Origin of the sequence: Nocardia pseudobrasiliensis NBRC 108224, from assembly GCF_001613105.1 — a bacterium.
GTDB lineage: Bacteria > Actinomycetota > Actinomycetes > Mycobacteriales > Mycobacteriaceae > Nocardia > Nocardia pseudobrasiliensis.
In genome coordinates this window covers 1-16,911 of record NZ_BDBS01000059.1, presented here as the reverse complement: position 1 = coordinate 16,911, position 16,911 = coordinate 1, and the positions used below count along the sequence as shown (strand labels likewise).

Below are 16,911 nucleotides of genomic sequence, written 5' to 3'. Positions count from 1 at the left end.
CTCACTTGTTCTGATACTCCTGCGACCAGTGGAATCCGGTGCCGCGCAGGGGAAGTGACTCCGGAGCGGTCCGATCCAGGGTCAGCGAGACCACATGCCCGTCCATGACGCCCGCCAATCGCAACAGATCCTGGTCGGGCCGCTCGAACCGCAGTCGCGCCGACCCCACCCGATCCGGCGCGGAGCCCGCCCTGGTGGGCAGCGCGAAGATGTCCAGCCGCCCCTTGTCGAGATCGGTCTGCGCCATCGCCACGACCATCGAATCGTCCATCCGCTGATAGGTCACCGATCCGGCCGTATCGAAAACCACGCGCCGCCAACGGGTTCGATCGGTCGCCAGCGGCGGCACGGGCTGCCCGTCGCGAACGAATTCGCGCACCGACCAGATACCGTACAGCTCCGGCTTCACCCGCCCGCCACCACTTTCCGACCAGATCTGCCATCCGGTGTGCATCAGCGCCGACAGCACCCACACCCCGATCAGCGCCTGCGCCACCGCCGCGATCCGTCGCGCCCGCGCGCCTTCCACCGGACGCGGCGCGGTATCGGGCCCCGGATCGCGATCGGAGACCAGTACCGTGGCCAACCGCCGCGTGTGCGGGGCGAGCAAGACCACGCACGTCAGCAGCAGATGCCCCGACAGAATCTTCACGGGCACATCGAAAGTCAGATTCAACACGAACACCTGCGCCAGGCTGACCAGGCTCAACAGCGCCCCCACCACCGCGGTGCGCGGTATGAACAGCAGGAGGCCCGCGACCAATTCCGCACTGCCGAGCAGGATTTCGTACGGCTGGGAGGCGCCTACCTGATTCCACAGCACCCCCATCGGGGTGAAGCTGCCGTAGGGCAGCAGCATCGCGGTCAGCGACGGCGCGGGCATCTGCGTCGGAATCACCTTGGACACACCGTAATACAGCATCTGCGCACCGAGCAGCAGTCGCAGCGCCAGCAGGAACCACCCCGTCGCCCGCCGGTATTCGACGCGGCGGCGATCCAGGACCGACCACACCGCCGTGGCCACCACGGCCGCGGTCAGGACGCAGAACAGCAGCACCCAATGGAACCGCTGATCCCCGCTGGCGGAGTCGATCCGCAACACCGCGTCCACCCCGAACACGCTCCGGCCCACCCACTCGACCATCGGCGACAGCGGCCGCACCAGCCACAGGCTGGCGTCCGCGGGCAGCACGCCGCGCAGCCAGCCGACGAAGGTGAAGCAGATCTGCGGATCGACCAGACAGAACAATCCGAGATAGCAGACCAGAAAACGAAACCCGATGCGGGTGAACACACGAACCTCTTCCGAAAACCCTTCCGACACCGCAGGAAAGGCTTCCGTCACGACCGGCCGGTCTCAAGACGAGGGTTTCGGTGCCCCCGAGGGTCAGGGGCGCGGCGGGAAGTACTCCAGCGCCTCGGTCATCGGCTTGCGCCGCAGATCGGGCACCTCGCAATCGGGGGACGGATAACCCACCGGGAACAGGATGTAGGGCCGCTCGGTGCCCGGGCGCTCGAGGATCTCGGTGAGGAAGGCCATCGGATTCGGGGTGTGGGTCAGCGTCGCCAGACCCATTTCGTGCAGCGCGGTGATGAACAACCCGCAGGCGATGCCGACGCTCTCGTTGACGTAGTAGTTCTTGCGCAGCGATCCGTCCGGGCGTGTGGTGCTTTTCTCCGCGAACACCACCACCAGCCACGGCACCACGTCGAGATAGGACTTGTCGGAGGTGGTCTCCAACGGCGCCAGCGCTTCCCGCCACGCCTCGGGCAGTCGTCCGCCCTCGTAATTGATTCGTTCCTCGTGCTCGGCGGCCTCACGAATGCGGGATTTCACCCCGGCGTCGTCGGTGGCGACGAATTTCCACGGCTGATGATGCGCGCCCGACGGTGCGGTATTGGCCGCGGCGACGGCGAGTTCGATCATCTCCCGCGGCACCGGATCGGACGCGAAGAATCGCACGCTGCGGCGGGCGTCGAGCTTGCGCAACAGCGCCCGCCCGCGCGCGAGCCCTTCGGCCCGGTCCACGCGCTCCGGGTGGTACGGAACGAACGGGTAGGTATGCATTCGCGTCGAGATCTGGTCGGTCATGGCACTCAGGGTAATTCGTCAACCCCGCTGACGCCCTTGGGGTTTGATCGGGGTTGGAAGAGGCATTACCGCACCCGACAGTCCGACTCGACAAGGAGGTTCAAGTGTCGGGTGCAGTACTCACCGTGGTGATCATCGTCGTGGTCGTCGCGATCCTGATCCTGATCGCGCTGGCGCTGCGGCCCACTCTGCGCAGGCGAGGGTTACGCAGCAGATTCGGGCCGGAATACGACCGCCTCGTGCAGAAATCCGACGATCGCCGCGCCGTGGAGGCCGAGCTGGCCGAACGCGAGCGCCGCCACTCCCAGTTGGAACTGCGCGAGCTGTCCGACGGGCAGAAACAGCGCTACCAGATGGAATGGGCGCGTATGCAGGAGCAATTCGTCGACGATCCGGCCGCCGCGCTGGGTTCGGCCGACCGGCTGGTGACCGCGATCATGGCCGAGCGCGGCTATCCCACCGAGAGCCGCGAACAGCAGATCGCGGATCTGTCGGTCGAACACGCCGAACCGCTCGGCGGCTATCGCGTCGCGCACGACATCACCACCCGCGCGGGCCAGGGCGCCGCCTCCACCGAGGAGATGCGCACCGCGATCGTGCACTACCGCGAACTGTTCGCCGATCTGCTCGGCACCGATCCCACCCCTACCAGCCAGCATCAGTGAGACCATCATGCCCATTTTCTCCCGCCGCGAATCCGACGAAATCGACGCCGACGCAACGCAATCCGACGACACCGCCAGCGACTCCACCGTGGGCGACGCCGATCGGCGCGATCCGCAAGCGCGCACCGGCCCGGCCGCGCACTCCCATGAGGCCCACGACGCCGCGGATCACGTCGGACCCAGCAGCGCCGACGTGAACGACCAAGCCCACCTCGGCTTTTCACCGGCCGTGAGCGAGACCGACACCGAGCACGAGGTGCCCGGCGATACTCGCGCCGACGCGGCGATCCCCTCCGAGGACGCCCGAGACGCCGACGCCGTGTCGACCGAGCCGGATTCCGCGCAACCCACCCGCCACCAGGCGGCCTCGTTCGATCACGACACACCGCTGTTCGCCGACGCCGACCTCGAGCGGCTGCGCATCGAATGGCGCGAGGTGCAGGGCCTGTTCGTCGACGACCCGCATCAGGCCGTGACCCGGGCCGACGAATTGGTCAGCACGACCATCGAGCAGCTCACCGCCGCGGTGTCCGAGCGCAAGCAGGATCTGGAAAGCCGTTGGCGGGCTGGCGAATCCACCGACACCGAGGCGCTGCGGCAGGCATTGCGCGGCTACCGCAGCTTCTTCCATCGCGTCCTCGGCGCCAACTGATCACCGCTGGAAAATGGTCTCCCGCAGGCGCTGCGGGAGACCGCCCACCAGTTGGGTGAGGTAACGCTGGATCTGGCCCACCCGCAACTCTCCGGGCAGGGTCTGGCGCACATGCCGGATCAGCTCGCACGCCTGATCGGCCTCGCCCTGGCGGATCAGCAGCGCGGCCAGATCCAGATCCATCAGCGCCCGGCCCACCTGATCCTTCTCCGCCATCGGCAACTCCAGCACCCGCGCCCGCATCTCCTCGGCCGCGCGACGATCGCCGATCGAGGTCAGCGCGTGGGACTGATGCCAGCGCAGAATGTATTCCGAGGTGCCCAGATTGTCGTCGGAGGTCGCGGTCGAAGGAAGCGCCTCGAACATCCGATCCGCGGCCGCGATCGCCGACATCGCCTCGCGGCGGCGTCCGATGCGCGCCTGGATCCCGGCCTCGGCCAGCAGGCCGAACACATGCGCCGACCGCGCCCCGGCCCGCTGCGCCGAATGCGCCGCGGACAGGCCCTGATCCAACTGATGCCGATAACACTCGTGCATATGGGCCATATGCGCCCGCAGCCACGCCTCGAGCGCGGTGTCACCGGCCTGACGGGCAGCGCGGCGGGCCTTGTACAACCACATGAACGTGTCGTGGATATCGGCGACGTCGTTGAGCCGGAACGCGATCAATCCCGCCACGATCGCCTCCACCCGCAGCAGCCGCCGATGCAGTTCGGCGGAACGGTCGGCCAGCATCAGATGCTGAATCTGGGCCAGATCCCGCATGCGCGCCGGAATGTATTCCGAGGGCGGCTGCACGTACACCAGATAGCCGCTGTGCTCGACGCTCTCCTCCAACGCGCGCACGGTATTCCACACCCCCGATTCGGCCACCGCGGGCGGGGCCTTCGCGGGCGGACCGTCGGCGGGCCGTTCGTCGCTGTAGTCGTGGCCGAACCCGAGCCGGTCGGGCCGGGTGTGATACAACCGGCACAACGCGTCGAGGTATTGGTAGCCCGGCATGTCCAGACCTGTCTCCCACCGCGAGACACTCTGATGTGACACACCAGGATTGGACACTCCCGCGTCGATCAGCAGCGTCTGCAACCGCTGGGTCACCTCGACGAGGGTGTACCCGTGCGCTATGCGATGTGCTCGCAACAACGATGCGCCGCAATGCGCCCGGATCGCTTGGACCGCCTCCCACGTGCTCCCCCCTGCGGCCTCGATATCGCGCACGATCCGGCGTGCGCACGCGATGCTGTGTGGACTTGTCACCACAACATCTCCAGATAGAAATTCTCGAGGGTTGAACGAGCATGGGGCTCTGCGTCGTCCGAGCTCAACAGTAGTCCCGAATCGCCTTCCTGCGTTCGCAATACGAGAGGTTCTGCGCGCGAAACGTGCAAGTCGGTGGCTCACTCTGGTGTGCACGACCGCCGCGACCGCACTCTGTGGGCCATGAAGAAAAGCACACTCGCCGGCAGGGTTCCGGCCAATACCGAAAACCAGAGCGGCTCAGGCTCGCTCGCCACCCAACTCATTCAAGTGATGTCCGCGGCCGCGACTGTAATTACAGCGCTGGCCGCGTACATCGCCTGCGCGTCGGTGCTCAACATTCCGACCGTGTCGATCCTGTCGGCCGCATGTCTGGCCGCCGGATGGTTGGCGCGGTCGCGGCCGTGGCGACAGAACACCACGACCGGGCGCACGCCTCCGGTATCTCTGACGCCGGAGAATCCGCCGGACGATCGACTGCTGCGCCGCCTGCGCGCACGCAAGGATCGCTGACGAATCAGCGTCACTCTCGCAGTCGGTGAACCCGCTGCGCGATTGCTGAGAATCCGCCTGTTCCGTACCGGTTGGAATTTACGAGCCGGTAGCCGAAGACGGTAGGTACGCTGGCGGTATCGATGGCACGGCAATCGTACGTGGGAGCAAGATCACCGACCTGCGAGGTGTCGCGGCGCTGGTGCTACTGACCGCGTCTTATGCCATGCTGACGGTCCTCACCCGCTATCTCGACAGCGGCTTCACCGTCGCCCAGCAGGTCTATCTGCGTGCCGCGATCGCCTTCCTACTCGCCGTCGCCATTTTCGCCCGCCACCTGCGCTGGCGCGTCATCGCCCGCGCGGGGGCGCGCGAATGGGCGGTGGTGGTGGCCCGCACGATGCTGCTGTACGTGGTCGGCACCCTGCTGTTCGCCAAGGCGGCCACCATGACCTCCGTCGCCAACGCGTCGTTCATCGCCGCGCTCCCGCTGGCCTCGGCCCTGGGGCTGGTACTGCGTCAGGTGCGCGCGACCACGGCCCGGCTGGTGTGTGTCGCGGGCTCGGCGGTCGGGGTGGCGATCATGTCCGGATTCCGGCCGGGTCCCGGCGGGGCCTGGCTGGCCTGGAATCACGGCGATCTGGTGGCGCTGGTCGCGATGGTCGCGATGGCGTTCAGTTATCTCGGCCGCGGCTGGCACAGCGGCGAGTTGAACAATTCCGAGATCACCACACTGACCGTCGGTGTCGGCGCGATCGGCGTGGCGCTGGTGTCGCTGGCGCAGGGACAGGGCGTTCCGCGGGTGCATTCGCATCTGTCGCCGACGGTCCTGTGGGCCGCGATCGCGGTGGCCGGCGCGCTGAGCGTACTGAATGTCTTTCTCATCAATTACGGCTTCGATCGGGTGGATTCGGTGTCCGCCGGGAATTTGATGACCCTGGAATGCGTGTGGGGCCTGCTGTTCGGATTGACGTTCTATCAGCAGTTGCCCACCGTCAACGGGCTGATCGGCGGGGCGCTGATCGTCTGTTTCGCCATCGGCCTCAATGCCGCCGAGAAACGTCCGGCCGCGCCGGAGCCGATCACCGCCCCGGCAATCAAGCGGCTGACCAGTATCGAACGGACATCCTCGGCGAATTCATCCGATGACCAGGACAACGACGATCGCGCCATAGCCTGAGCTCAGCGCCGCGAGCGGCCCAATTCGGCGAGCATGGCGTTGTAGGCGGCCAATTCGTCGTCCTCGGGATAGGCCTGCTGATGGCGATCCCCGCGCGCGGCCACCCGCCGGTCCTGGCGCGCCCATTGCGACAGCAGCGCTCCCACCACCAGCAGCACCGGAATCTCACCGGATATCCAGGCCAGACTGCCGCCGATTTTCTGATCGGCGAACAGATCGTGCATCCACGTCAATTGCAGCTGCGGATAGTAGGTGCCGCCGACGAGGGTTTCCATCGACATCACCGCCACCCCGAAGAACGCGTGGAACGGCATGATCGCGAACAACATTCCCAGCCGCCCCAGATGCGGCAGCCGGCGCGGTCCGGGATCGATGCCGATGATCGCCCAGTAGTACAGGTAGCCGGTGATCAGGAAATGGATGTTCATCAGCAGATGTCCCCAGTGGAAACGGATCAGCTGATCGAACAGCGCGGTGAAATACAACCCGTAGAGCGAGACGACGAAGACGATCAGCGCCACGATCGGATTGGCCAGCACCCGGGTGAACCGCGAATGCATCAGCGACTGCGCCCATTCCCGCGGCCCGGGCGGATTGCCGCGCCCGGCCGGGGCCACCGCCCGCAACAGCAGAGTTACCGGGCCGCCGAGTACCAGCAGCACCGGGATGAACATATTGAGCGCCATATGTCCGCCCATGTGCACGCTGAACATGCCGTATCCGTAGGCGCCCACACCCGAGGAACTCACCAGCAGCAGGGCCGCACAGCCGCTCACCCACGACAGGGTGCGCCAGCGCGACCACTCGTCCCCACGCCGCCACAACCGCAGCACCCCGGCCACATAGCCCGCGGCCGCGAGAATCGCCGCGGTCCCGAGCACGACATCGAACCGCCACAGCGTCAGGAAACGCCACAGATTCGGCGGTTGCGGCAGATCGAATCCCAGGAATACCTGCTGCGCGGTGAAATTCGCGCGCGCGAAGGCCGGTGCGGGTTGCACGGCCATGACTGTCGAAATACCCAGCCACACAACGGCTCCCGCGCTGGCGGCGATCAGCGACGGATACAGCCACGCGCGGCCCGTCGGCGACCGCAGTACCAGCGCCAGCAGCACATGGGCCGCCAGCAGCGCCGCCGCGGCGAGGCCCAGCCAGCTGTACACCCCGCCGAAAGTCGAAGGCGGGGTGAGGATCGCGACCAGAATGGCGGCCGTGGGAATCATGACCGTCACGGCCAGGCCCACGATGATGCGGTACCGGCGCACCGCCGTCGTGAAATCTTCTGTGCGCCGGATGTTTTGGGCCACGCACCAGCTCAGTCCCGCCAGCGGGGCGAGCGCGAGCGCGAAGGGGATGACCGCGCCGGTGGCGTAGTCGTGATCGGGGCCCTCGCCCGCATTACCGGTCACCGCGGGCGCGAGCACCGCGATCGCGCTGATCGCGGCCAGTCCGAACAGGCTGTTCCACGACATCGCCGCGCGCAGTAGCGTCGCGACGAGGACCACCGCGAGGGTGGCGACGATCCACGCCTTCGGCTTCTCGGTCGCGGTGATCAGCGCGCCCAGGGCCCCGATCCGCAGCGCCTTGCCGAGCGACAGTCCCGCCGAATCGGCCGCCGACACCGGAATCAGCGCCCCGGCGGCGAGCACCCACACCACCGAGGCCCGTTCGGCCAGCCGCACTCCGGCGTATCCGTCGACATCGACGCGGCCCTGCGCGGTCGGCGCGGTACAGAACAGCGCGTACACCAGCGGTCCGAGGGTGAAACCGCCCGCGAGCGCGGCGATCAGGCGCAGCAGCGCATAGGTCAGCGCGCTCGCGTATCCGGGGTAATCCAGGCCCTGCTGATGGTAAGGGCGCTGGCCGAATTCGGCGGTCGTCAGCACGACCAACGCCGCCGCGACCAGCGCGGCCGTCACGACAGCGGCCGCGCCCCAGCGCTTTCGGGTCATCGAGGAGCCGATCGCGGCGGTCACCGGCGAAACTCGCGCAGGCGCAGGCTGTTCCACACCACGAAGAACGACGAGAACGCCATCGCCGCCCCGGCGATCAGCGGATTGAGCAGACCCGCCACCGCCACCGGAATCGCGGCGACGTTGTAGCCGAACGCCCACACCATATTTCCGCGAATCGTGCGCAGCGTGGCGTGCGCCAACTCGATCGCGTCGGGCACCGCGCCCAGTTCCTCCCGCACCAGAATGATGTCGGCCGCCCCGATCGCCACATCGGTGCCGCGCCCGATCGCCAGCCCCAGATCCGCGGCCACCAGCGCGGGCCCGTCATTGATCCCGTCGCCGACCATCGCCACCCGATGTCCCTGCCGCTGCAACTGCCGGATCACATCGACCTTGCCCTCGGGCATGACCTCCGCGATTACCTCATCGATGCCGACCTCATCGGCAATGGCCTGGGCCGCCCGGGCATTGTCCCCGGTCAACAGCAGCGTCCGCAGTCCAAGTCCGTGCAGTCGCGCCACGGCCGCCCCGGCCGTCGGCCGCACGGTATCGGCCACCGCGAACACCGCGACCGCCCGCCCGTCAAGGCAGAAATACACCGCCGTCCGCCCGCACCGCTGCTCCCGCGCCAGCGCGCGCCGCAGATCCTCCGGCACGCACACGCCCTCGCTCTCGATCAGCGCAGAACGCCCGATCAGCGCGGCATGGCCACCGACGGTGCCGCGTGCGCCCAGGCCGGGCAGTGCGTGAAACTCGGTGACCTCGAGCAACTCCCCGCCCATCTCGCCCTGATTTTCGCTCGGCGTCGTCAGCGCGGCCCGATCCGAGGCGGCCACGACCAGACCGGACAATCCGTCGTCACCCGGCTTGCCAACGGCAGCGTCAGCCAACTCCGGCTGCTCTCGCCCCGAGGCGGAGAACCCGTCGCCGCCCGGCTTGCCAACGGCGGGCTCGGCCAATTCCAGCTTCGGGGCGGACAATCCGTCGTCACCCGGCGTCGCGACCTCCCGGCGGGCCCAGGCGGTGATTGCGGCGGCGACCGCGTGTTCGGACGCGGACTCCAAACCGCCTGCGAGTGCGGCGATTTCGCGGTCGGAATGCTCCGCGGCGGTATGCGCGGCCACTACGGTCATCACACCCTCGGTGAGGGTGCCGGTCTTGTCGAAGACGACGGTGTCGATGGTGCGGCTGGTCTCGAGGGCCTGTTGACCCTTGATGAAAACGCCCAGTTGCGCGCCGCGACCGGCGCCGACCATCAATGCCGCCGGGGTGGCCAGGCCCAAGGCGCACGGGCAGGCGATCACCAGCACCGCGAGGCCCGCGCCGACGGCCTTGTCGAGACCCGCACCGGAGATCAGCCACGCGGCCAGGGTCACCGCGGCGATGCCCAGCACCACCGGTACGAATACCCCCGCGATCCGATCGGCCAGCCGCTGTAGCGAGGCCTTACCCGCCTGCGCCTCCTCGACCAGCCGGATCATCGCCGCCAGTCGCGTATCCGCGCCCACCGCACCGGCTTCCACGATCAGCCGTCCGGTCAGCGAGATGGTGCCGCCGGTCACCGCCATGCCCGGTCCGACCTCGATCGGCACGGATTCGCCGGTCATCGCGGAGGCGTCGATACTCGAATGGCCCTCCACGACAAGGCCGTCGGTGGCCACGGTCTCCCCCGGCCGCACCATGAATCGGCGGCCCTCGGTGAGTTCCTCGACGGGGACGGTGATCTCGCTGCCGTCACCGGACAGCACCGTCACATCCTTCGCGCCGAGCGCGGCCAGCGCCCGCAGCGCCCCACCCGCGCGGCGGCGCGCCTTGGCCTCGAAGTAGCGACCCGCGAGCACGAAAACCGTTACGCCACCGGCCACTTCGAGATAGATCGAATCCGCGCCGAGGATCGCCGCCCAGACACCGTGCCCGCTGTGTTCGGGGGCGGGCCTGCCGAACAGGGTCACCACCGACCACACCGTGGCCGCAGTGATGCCGATCGATACCAGAGTCTCCATACTGGTCGATCCGGTACGCAGTCCGGCCAGGGCCTTGCGGTGCAGCGGCGCGGCCGACCACACCACGATCGGCAGGGCCAGGGCCAGCAGGATGAATTGCCAGCCGGTAATCCTGGTGCTCGACACGGTGGCGAACATGATCGACAGATCGGCCAGCGGGAAGAACAGCAGCAGCGCCACCACCAGGCGGCGGAACAGATCCGCGGCGATGCGATCCTCGGGCCCGGTGTCCAGCAGCGTCGCGGCGCCCTCCACGGGCGTGGCGCCGAAGCCGATATCGGTCACCTTCTCGCACAGCACATTCGGATCAAGCTGCGGCGGCGCGTCGACCGTGGCGACGCCGGTGGCGAAGTTGACGCTGGCGGTCACCCCGTCGAAACGGTTGAGGGTGCGTTCGACCCGCGAGGAGCAGGCGGCGCACGACATGCCCGATACCGCCAGGCGCAGCCGCACGCGTTCGGCGGCGGGGTCCTCGACGGGGGCAATGGTATTGGTCATGGGATCGGATTCCATGGGTCAGGCCGCCGAAACGGCGGCGGCGCGGGCGATTCGGTCATCGACATTCAGGCGGCTGGATCATGGGTGGAGCGCAGATGTCCGGTACGCCGACCCGTGCGCGCGCCCGGCGGCACGGCGATCGGGCTCGGCGCGGCGGTGACCTCGGGCGGTTCGCCGCGCTGGCGTCGCTGGATCAATACCAGCACCAGCAACCCCGCCAGCAGCACCACATGCGATTCGGCGCGGGTCGCGCTCATCTCGTGACGCAGCAGGTCGTGGGCGACGAAGACCGACACCACCGCGGCGAAACTACCGAATACCGCGATCAGTCCCGTCACCGCCCGTACCGACAGCGCGCCCCACACCATGCCCGCGCCGAGCGCGAAACTCCACGCCGTACTCTCGTTGAACAGATGCGATCCGATCTCGTGATCGGCGTGTACGCCCACACCGTGGCCGACCAGCTGGGCCAGGCCCAGCGCGCACTGCACCGCGCCGATTCCGAGCAGGATCATCCGCAGCGCCGACAGCGACAGTCCGCGTCGCCGCGGGGTCACTCCCCCGAATTCGGCGCGCGCCAGGATGGTGTCGGTCAGATCCGGGGTGACCGGGGCGGCGCGCATGCGCAGGGTGCGGGTGGCCGCGGTCGCCGCCGCGTACCACTCGGTGCAGGCCCGGCACTCCTCGAGGTGCCGATCGACCTGCGCCGAGGGCACCGGTTCGGGTTCGTCGTCGATTCGGGCCGACAACGCTTCCCGGCAGACATCGCAGTTCACGGTGCAGAAGTCGGATGGCGGGCCGCGAAAGTTCCCGCTCGGCGCTGTGTCGTGAAACACCCTACGCCCGGTAGTAGACCTTTCCCGAGGCCGGGCTAGGGTGACCGGCATGGCATCGGAGGCCCACGACGAACGGATCACCGCGCTCGCCCTCGCCGCGGGTCGCGGGGACCGCACGGCGCTCGAGGAATTCATCCGATCCACCCAGTCCGACGTCTGGCGTTTCATCGCCCACCGCGCCAGCCCCGCCCGCGCCGACGATCTCACCCAGGAGACCTACCTGCGCGCCCTGGGCAGCCTGCGCCGCTTCGAGGCCCGCGCCTCGGCCCGCGCCTGGCTGCTGTCGATCGCCCGCTATGTCTGCGCCGACGAGATCCGCGCCGCCATGGCCCGCCCCCGCGTCGCCGCCGACGCCGACTGGGAAGCCGCCGCCGACCGCCGCCGCTCCGCAAGCTCCACCGCCGCAATAGAATTCGCGGAACTCCGCATCTTGCTCGCCGCCCTCCCCGAAGACCGCCGCGAGGCCCTGGTCCTGACCCAACTCCTGGGCCTGTCCTACGAGGAAGCCGCCCAAGTCTGCGGCTGCCCGGTCGGCACTATCCGCTCCCGAGTAGCCCGAGCCCGCGAGGACCTGCTCGGCGAAGTCCGAGCAGCCGAGGCCGCGGGCAACTGATCCCAGCGCCCCACCCTCCAGCGCACCCCGCCCCTCTTTCCCAGCGCCGGGCGCAGGGTTTACGCAAACGGAAGACGTCGCACCGATTGGTTCGGACTGGTCGACGCGGCATCGAGCAGGCCCTCGAAACGTACTGCGTGAGAACTCAATTCGTTGACGCTGAACAGCAGAGGGTTGCCGCCGACCACCAATTCCATACTGTCGGGGCGGTCGTAGAAGTAGAAGCCGATGTCTTCCTCGACGCCTGCGGTCACATTGCGGATCGTGGCGGGGGTGGCGGCGAAAGACAGGGAGAAGTCGAAGGGCATGACGTTGGCGAGTGGGCCGTAGGCGCGGTCGTGGTCGAAGGAGGGGCCCAAGGCGCTCCAGAGGTCGACTACTCGATAGCGCAGGTGCGGGGCGGCCTCGCGGAGGAAATTCTCGACTTGCTCGGTCGCCGCGGAAAACGTTGTGGTCGCGTCGAATTCGGCCCAGTAGTAGGCGACGTTGATGACCGTGCACGGAACCCGGGCCGCGGGGGTGCCCGCGCGGGCGAGCACCGGTAGGCACAGGCGGATCTGGTTTTCGTCGGTGACGCGGTGGACGTAGGTGGCCGCGGCGGCCAGCAGCGCGGGGGCGGTATTGCCGTGTTCTCGTAGCCGCCGCACCAGAGTGGGGGCGAATTCGGTTGTCGTTCTGGACATTCGGGCGGTCATGGGTTCGGTCCGGCGCGCCACGATCGGCGGAGTGGGCCGGTCGCGGTGATAGCGCACCCAGTAGTCGCGGGCGGCCGAGTAGCCGGGTCCAGTGCGCTCGGCCTCCTCGTATGCCACCACATCGGCCAGCGCGCCGAAGCGCGGTGCGGCCGGTTCCCGCCCGGCCGTCAGCGCGGAATAGACCGCGGCCACGCGGCGCGCGAACATCGCCAGACCGTAGCCGTCGAGCAGAATGTGATGGACGCGGTGATACCACCACACACGCCCGGGCCCCACCCGCAGAATCGCGTGGGTGAACAGCACATCATCGACCAGATCCACCGCGGTATCCAGATCAGCGGCCATCCACGCGTGCGCCGCCGCGAAAGGATCCGCCGAATCGGTGAGATCGATTGTGTGAACGACCCATTCGGGCATCGACGGCCGCAACCGCACACCCTCCGACGTCGGATGAAACCCGAGATTCAACACCTCGACCTCCGCGACCGTCCGCCGAATCGCCCGCGCCAATACCGATTCCGATACCGACCCGTGAAATTCCGCGTACTCCGCGACATTGAACATCGCCGTCACCGGCTCGTCCCCGTCGCGCTGATAGTGCCAGAACTCGTCCTGCGCCGCCGTAGGCCGCAACTCAACCGTCGACACGCAACCGCTCCCACCATTCGCCCAGCGTCGGACCCTCGATCAGATCCATGAACCCGATCCGAGCCCCGGCCGCCCGCCACCGTTCCACCAGCGCCAGCGCCCGCACCGAATCCAATCCGGCCGCGAACAGATCCGCCGCCGGATCCAACTGTTCGGGCTCGAGATACAACTCCGCCGCCACCGCGGCCCGCACCTCGGCGAAGCTCAGCGTCATCCGATCCGCCGAACACCGCTGGGCCACAGTGGCTCCCGCAATTCCCGCCGCAGAATCTTACCGCTGGGATTGCGCGGAATCCGCTCCACGAATTCGAACCGGCTCGGAATCTTGTACCCGGCCAGCCGATCGGTACAGTGCACGAACAACTCTCGCGCCGACACCTCGGTACGGGCGGTCACGAACGCGTGCACCCGCTCCCCGAACCGTTCGTCCGGCGCACCCACCACCGCCACGTCGACCACGGCCGAATGTCCGGCGATCACATTCTCCACCTCGGCGGGATAGATGTTCTCCCCACCCACAATGATCATGTCCTGCAACCGATCACACAGGAACAGATATCCGGCCTCGTCGAGGTATCCCGCATCGCCGGTGCGAATCCACCCGTCCACGAGTGTGGCCGCCGTGGCATCGGACCGCCGCCAGTATTCGACCATATGTCCGGGGGTGCGCAACCACACCTCGCCGACCCGCCCCGGCCCCAGCGCGCCGCCCCGCTCATCGGTGATCCGGATCTCGAACCCGGGATACGCGCGCCCGGCGGCCTGTAGTCGCGGACTGCCCGGATAGTGCTGATCCGGCGGCAGACACACCGCGGTATTACCGGTCTCGGTGAGCCCGTAGATCTGCGCGAACTCACACTCCAGCATCGACATCGCCTGCCCCAGTAAGCTTTCCGAGATCGGCGAACCACCGTAGACCAGCTTGCGCACGCTCGACAGCGCCGCCCGGTCGGCGGTGGGCTCGGCCAGCATCAATCGCAGCATCGACGGCACCACGCACACTGTGGTGACGCCGCGCTCGCGAATCAGCTCCACCGCGGTCGCCGGATCGAATCGCGGCATCGCCACCATGGTCGCTCCGCATCCCAACCCCTGTGTCGCCCACCAGATCCCGCCGACATGAAAGCCGGGAATCCCGATCAACCCGATATCGCCAGCCCGCCAATCGATCCAGCTTTCCCCCGCCGCCGCCAATGCGGCGCGCACGGCGAAGAAACTGCGATGCGCGAGCACCACCCCCTTCGGCAATCCGGTCGTGCCACTGGTGTAGAGCTGCACCACCGGAGTATCGGCATCCACTCGCACCGCCGGAGATTCGGCCGGATGCGCCCCGTACCACCGCGCGAACTCGGCGGTGTCGACATACAGCACATCATCGAGCCCGCCGAGCCGCTCACGCAGCGACGCGTCCGCGATCAGCACCGCCGCCCCGGAATCGTCGAGAATATGCCCGACCTCCTCGGCCGTGAGCCGAAAATTGATGGGCACCAAAACCATCGCACTGCGCGCGCACCCCAGCAGCGCGGCGTAATAGTCCACCGACTCCAACCCCAGATACGCCACCCGCGCCCCGGGCGACAGCCCCGCCGCCAGCAGCGCCCACGCGATCCGATCGGCCGCCTCGTCCAATTCGCGGTAGCTCAGCGCCCGCTCACCACACACCACCGCGGGCGCGGCGGCGTCATGGCCGCGAATCAGATCGGCGAGTGTCCGGTTCATCGCCCCGCCCCCGTATCCACGACCACCAGCCGAATCCGCCCACCGCACTCCCCGTCCCCGTCGGAGAATCGGAAACTCGTGGTCAGCGCGATCCGCCGAGCCCCACCGGAGGTGGTGTACGCATGGGCCGCCTCGAGGGTGAATTCCCCGGTGAACGCGGCCGAGTCGATGGGCCGCTCGAATTCGGTCTGCACGTCGGCGATGAGAATGTCGGGCAGATAACGCCGCTGGAACTGAGCCGGTGTCCAGTCGTCGAACGCCGGATGCAGCCCGTGGCGCACGATGGTGGCCACGGTCTGATACATCAGCTGGTTGAAGCAGATGATCACCTCGACGGCATTGAGGTGCCCGGTGTCCTCGATATAGCAGGGCTCGCCGATACCGAACTGCCCTGTGCCGGTGACGATATCGCCATCGGTGCGCACCGATGCCGAGCGCAGGTAGCGGCAGTGCGGTTTGTAACAGCGCTGCACCTCGTCGAGGGATTCGGAGTCGATCTCGAAAACAGCGGGCGTGGTGATCATTTCAGCATGTCCGCATCGTCGAGTACCGTCACCCGCCACGACACCGCCGGTTCGCTGCGGTCGCTGTGCACCGCGCGATGCACCAGACTCAGGTTGTCCCACAGCAACAGATCACCCACATCGAACCGCTGCAGATGCACAGCCGGATCGTCGAGCTCGAATTGCCCTGTCGCACCGAGCAATTCGGACAGCAGATCGCGCCGATCGCCGCCGTCGGCATCCAGGACGGTCTCGGTGAAGCCCTGGCTGACATAGGCGATCGACTCCCCGGTGTGCGGATGTGTCAGCACCGTCGGACGGCGCACCGGCGGTGTGCGGGCGTCGATTTCGTCGAGGATCTCCCCCACCGGCCGATACACGTCCTCGGGCCGGATCTTGAAACAGCGCCGCACCGTATGCACCGCCGAGGTGTCCGCGATCGCCGCGCGCAGCGCCGGATCCAGCCGCTCGTAGGCGGCGGCGAGATCGATGAACAGCGTGCCCCGGTTGGTCGTCGGCACCACTCGCGGATAGGTCAGGGTGATATCGAACGGCCGCGGCATGAATTGATAGTCCGAATGCCAGAATCGCCCGGTTTTGGGCACGCCGATCTGGCGTCCGTCCGGTTCGGCGGTAGCCGAGACGAAGACCTCCGGCACGTCGGGGTGATGGTAGACCGGCTCGTAGTAGGCCTGCGGCGTGCCCAGCCGTCGACCGAGCGCGAGAAAGCCCGCCGCGTCGTGGCGCTGATTCTTCAACACCACGATCTTGTGACGGTAGATCGTCTTCTTCAGCAATTGGACATCCTCGTCGGCCCCGGGATCGAAATCCTCGACGACGACACCCATGCCGGCCTGCGGGCTGGTCCTCACAATCGTTTCCTTCGTGCACGGAGGGCGCCGCTCATGCGACGGCGCCGGTATTGGAACGGGTCGGCCGTCGGCCCGCCGCGGTTCCGCGCTGTGACATGGCCGACATCCGGGAACCGCGGCCGGATTCGGGACGACGTGAGACAGCGTGAGTTTCGTGCCAAACCTGCGCCGCCGCGCGGCGATCCTGTGCGTCGTGGCGGCGGCCGCGCTCGCGGGCTGCGGCCGTCCGGC

The 16,911-nt window shown here is 67.8% G+C and carries 17 protein-coding genes; 5 read left to right on the top strand and 12 right to left on the bottom strand.

All coding sequences use genetic code 11. The features are described 5' to 3' along the window. Position 1: 1 nt before the first annotated feature. Both NP4_RS34910 and NP4_RS34905 read right to left on the bottom strand, forming a co-directional pair. A complete protein-coding gene (locus NP4_RS34910) occupies positions 2 to 1,294 on the bottom strand; it encodes a DoxX family protein (RefSeq protein ID WP_068007082.1) in 1,293 nt (430 codons plus the stop codon). A gap of 93 nt (positions 1,295 to 1,387) precedes the next feature. Next, on the bottom strand, positions 1,388 to 2,092 hold the full coding sequence (locus NP4_RS34905; protein ID WP_068007079.1) for a nitroreductase family protein: 705 nt from the start codon (positions 2,090 to 2,092) through the stop codon (positions 1,388 to 1,390). A 104-nt stretch (positions 2,093 to 2,196) separates the two neighbouring features. Between NP4_RS34905 and NP4_RS34900 the strand changes: the two genes are divergently transcribed. After that, on the top strand, positions 2,197 to 2,757 hold the full coding sequence (locus NP4_RS34900; RefSeq protein ID WP_068007077.1) for a hypothetical protein: 561 nt from the start codon (positions 2,197 to 2,199) through the stop codon (positions 2,755 to 2,757). 7 nt (positions 2,758 to 2,764) lie between these two features. Continuing rightward, positions 2,765 to 3,409 carry a prolipoprotein diacylglyceryl transferase gene (locus tag NP4_RS40450; RefSeq protein WP_082876495.1) on the top strand — a complete coding sequence of 215 codons (645 nt, stop codon included), beginning with the start codon at positions 2,765 to 2,767 and terminating at the stop codon, positions 3,407 to 3,409. Here the strand turns inward: NP4_RS40450 and NP4_RS34890 are convergent, their stop codons facing one another. Further along, positions 3,410 to 4,627 carry a helix-turn-helix domain-containing protein gene (locus NP4_RS34890; protein ID WP_255285623.1) on the bottom strand — a complete coding sequence of 406 codons (1,218 nt, stop codon included), beginning with the start codon at positions 4,625 to 4,627 and terminating at the stop codon, positions 3,410 to 3,412. A 222-nt stretch (positions 4,628 to 4,849) separates the two neighbouring features. On the opposite strand from NP4_RS34890, the gene NP4_RS34885 reads away from it, so the two are divergent. Then, positions 4,850 to 5,179 carry a hypothetical protein gene (locus NP4_RS34885; protein WP_147288048.1) on the top strand — a complete coding sequence of 110 codons (330 nt, stop codon included), beginning with the start codon at positions 4,850 to 4,852 and terminating at the stop codon, positions 5,177 to 5,179. Positions 5,180 to 5,360: 181 nt separating this feature from the next. Next, entirely contained in the window at positions 5,361 to 6,338 is a 978-nt protein-coding gene (locus NP4_RS34880; protein ID WP_114755824.1) for a DMT family transporter, read from the top strand. 2 nt (positions 6,339 to 6,340) lie between these two features. Here NP4_RS34880 and NP4_RS34875 read toward each other — a convergent pair whose 3' ends face one another. The 3 genes from NP4_RS34875 to NP4_RS34865 form a co-directional block, all read right to left on the bottom strand. Continuing rightward, positions 6,341 to 8,314 (bottom strand): cytochrome c oxidase assembly protein, encoded by a 1,974-nt coding sequence (locus NP4_RS34875; RefSeq protein ID WP_082876493.1) that lies wholly within the window; start codon positions 8,312 to 8,314, stop codon positions 6,341 to 6,343. Next, positions 8,311 to 10,794 (bottom strand): heavy metal translocating P-type ATPase, encoded by a 2,484-nt coding sequence (locus NP4_RS34870; protein WP_082876501.1) that lies wholly within the window; start codon positions 10,792 to 10,794, stop codon positions 8,311 to 8,313. The genes NP4_RS34875 and NP4_RS34870 overlap by 4 nt, the downstream gene beginning before the upstream one ends. Positions 10,795 to 10,859: 65 nt before the next feature. Next, entirely contained in the window at positions 10,860 to 11,570 is a 711-nt protein-coding gene (locus NP4_RS34865; RefSeq protein ID WP_068007066.1) for a zf-HC2 domain-containing protein, read from the bottom strand. 109 nt (positions 11,571 to 11,679) lie between these two features. Here NP4_RS34865 and NP4_RS34860 point away from each other — a divergent pair, with 109 nt between their 5' ends. Then, positions 11,680 to 12,243, top strand: a complete 564-nt coding sequence (locus NP4_RS34860; protein ID WP_068007224.1) for a sigma-70 family RNA polymerase sigma factor — start codon at positions 11,680 to 11,682, stop codon at positions 12,241 to 12,243. A 59-nt stretch (positions 12,244 to 12,302) separates the two neighbouring features. Here NP4_RS34860 and NP4_RS34855 read toward each other — a convergent pair whose 3' ends face one another. The 6 genes from NP4_RS34855 to NP4_RS42215 all read right to left on the bottom strand — a co-directional run. Then, complete coding sequence (locus NP4_RS34855) at positions 12,303 to 13,586, bottom strand: condensation domain-containing protein (protein ID WP_114755823.1); 1,284 nt, start codon at positions 13,584 to 13,586, stop codon at positions 12,303 to 12,305. Then, the gene (locus NP4_RS34850; RefSeq protein WP_068007060.1) at positions 13,573 to 13,800 is read right to left on the bottom strand and encodes a phosphopantetheine-binding protein; all 228 of its coding nucleotides are present in this window, start codon (positions 13,798 to 13,800) and stop codon (positions 13,573 to 13,575) included. Before NP4_RS34850 ends, NP4_RS34855 begins: the two co-directional genes overlap by 14 nt. Further along, on the bottom strand, positions 13,797 to 15,305 hold the full coding sequence (locus NP4_RS34845; protein ID WP_068007056.1) for a long-chain-fatty-acid--CoA ligase: 1,509 nt from the start codon (positions 15,303 to 15,305) through the stop codon (positions 13,797 to 13,799). Before NP4_RS34845 ends, NP4_RS34850 begins: the two co-directional genes overlap by 4 nt. After that, positions 15,302 to 15,829 carry an FcoT family thioesterase gene (locus tag NP4_RS34840; protein ID WP_082876491.1) on the bottom strand — a complete coding sequence of 176 codons (528 nt, stop codon included), beginning with the start codon at positions 15,827 to 15,829 and terminating at the stop codon, positions 15,302 to 15,304. Before NP4_RS34840 ends, NP4_RS34845 begins: the two co-directional genes overlap by 4 nt. Beyond that, positions 15,826 to 16,680, bottom strand: a complete 855-nt coding sequence (locus NP4_RS34835) for a TauD/TfdA dioxygenase family protein (protein ID WP_211335938.1) — start codon at positions 16,678 to 16,680, stop codon at positions 15,826 to 15,828. The genes NP4_RS34840 and NP4_RS34835 overlap by 4 nt, the downstream gene beginning before the upstream one ends. A gap of 31 nt (positions 16,681 to 16,711) precedes the next feature. Next, a partial coding sequence (locus NP4_RS42215) for a hypothetical protein (RefSeq protein WP_218024001.1) occupies positions 16,712 to 16,911 on the bottom strand: 200 nt, incomplete at its 5' end.